This is a genomic window from Streptomyces sp. CO7 (assembly GCF_053474865.1).
In genome coordinates this window covers 930,194-932,092 of record NZ_JBRIOU010000002.1, presented here as the reverse complement: position 1 = coordinate 932,092, position 1,899 = coordinate 930,194, and the positions used below count along the sequence as shown (strand labels likewise).

2 protein-coding genes are annotated in these 1,899 nt (G+C 72.6%); one reads left to right on the top strand and one right to left on the bottom strand.

Translation table 11 applies throughout. From position 1 onward, the window contains the following. Nucleotides 1–949: bile acid:sodium symporter family protein (locus ACOV8S_RS06255; protein WP_448316547.1), on the bottom strand; the 949-nt coding region annotated here is incomplete at its 3' end. Between the two features lie 168 nt (nucleotides 950–1,117). Between ACOV8S_RS06255 and ACOV8S_RS06250 the strand changes: the two genes are divergently transcribed. Next, a partial coding sequence (locus tag ACOV8S_RS06250; protein ID WP_448316546.1) for a LysR substrate-binding domain-containing protein occupies nucleotides 1,118–1,899 on the top strand: 782 nt, incomplete at its 3' end.

Below are 1,899 nucleotides of genomic sequence, written 5' to 3'. Positions count from 1 at the left end.
CGACCGCGGCGACCATCAGCTGCATCTGGTGGAAGAGCATCAGCGGGAGCACCGCCAGGGCCGCCTCCGCCCCGAACAGGACGCTCGCCATCGGCAGCCCCGCCGCCAGCGACTTCGTCGAGCCGGCGAACTGGATCGCCACCCGGTCCCCCCGGTCGAACCGGAGCGCCTTGGAGCCGTACCAGGTGACCGCCAGCACCACGGCGAGCAGCACCGCCTCGACCCCGATCAGCTCGAGCAGCCGGACCACGCTCACCTGGCCCCAGACGCCCCGCACCATGCCCTGGCTGAAGGCCGAGTAGACGACCAGCAGGATCGCCCCCCGGTCGACCAGGGACAGCAGCCGCCGATGCCGCGTCACCATGTGCCCGATCCAGCGCCGCAGCAGCTGCCCGGCGAGGAACGGCACCAGCAGCTGCAGCACGATCCGCAGCACCGCGTCCGTGGAGAACCCGCCCCCTCCCCCGAGCTCGCCTCCGAGCAGCAGGGCCACCAGGAGGGGGGTGAGGACGATGCCGGCGAGGGAGGAGAAGGAGCCCGCGCAGATCGCGGCGGGCACGTTGCCGCGGGCGACGGAGGTGAAGGCGATGGAGGACTGGATGGTCGACGGCACCAGGGTGAGGAAGAGCAGCCCTCGGTAGAGGGCGTCGTCGAGGAGGGCCGGCACCAGCGCCTGGCAGGCCAGCCCGAGCAGCGGGAAGAGCACGAACGTGCAGCCCAGGATGGTGAGGTGGAGCCGCCAGTGACGCAGGCCGTCCAGCGCCTCACGGGTGGACAGCCGCGCGCCGTAGAGGAAGAAGAGGAACGCCACCGAGGCCGTGGCCAGCCAGGAGACCCCGTCGGCGACCGCCCCCCGCGCGGGGAGCAGCGCCGCCACCCCCATCGTCGCCAGCAACAGCACGATGTAGGGGTCGACCGGCATCCAGCTCGGCCACTGCGGGCGTTTCACGGTGTTTCAGTGCTCCGGGTTCCAGGGGGGGAAGGGGCAAGGCACCAGGTCATGACGTGCCCTTCCCATCGTCCACCCTCCCCCCGTGATCGGGAATCCGGCATACCGCTCTCACTGCGATCGCGTTTCGTGATGACCGGCGGCCGGTCCGCAGTTAGGGTTCCTCCCATGTACGACCCCTCCCATCTGCGGACCTTCCTCGCGGTGGCGCAGACGCTGAGTTTCACCGGGGCCGCGCACCGGCTCGGGGTGCGCCAGTCGACGGTCAGTCAGCACGTGCGCCGTCTGGAGGACGCCACCGGCCGGCCGCTGTTCGCGCGGGACACCCATTCGGTGGAGCTGACCGAGGACGGCGAGGCGATGCTGGGGTTCGCGCGCCGGATCCTGGAGGTGCACGAGCAGGCGACGTCGTTCTTCTCCGGCGAGCGCCCGCGCGGCCGGCTCCGGTTCGGGGCGTCGGAGGACTTCGTGCTGACCCGGCTGCCGGAGATCCTGGAGGGGTTCCGCTACGACCACCCCGAGGTGGACCTGGAGCTGACCGTCGAGCTCTCCGGCACGCTCCACGAGCGGCTGGCGGCGGGGAAGCTGGACCTGGTGCTGGCCAAGCGGCGGCCGCACGACGCGCGCGGGCAGCTGGTGCGCAGGGACCGGCTGGTGTGGATCGGCGCGGAGCGGCTGCGGCTGGACCCGGAACGCCCGGTGCCGCTGATCGTCTATCCGCCGCCGGGCATCACCCGCGCGCTCGCCCTGGAGGCGCTGGAGAAGCAGGGGCGCGCCTGGCGGATCGCCTGCACCAGCGGAAGCCTCAACGGCCTGATCGCCGCGGCCCGCGCGGGCCTGGGGGTGATGCCGCACTCCCGGGGCCTGATCCCGCCGGGACTGGTGCGGGTGCCGGACCGCGCGGGGCTGCCGGAGCTCGGCCGGGTGGACTTCGTCCTGCTGCACGGGCA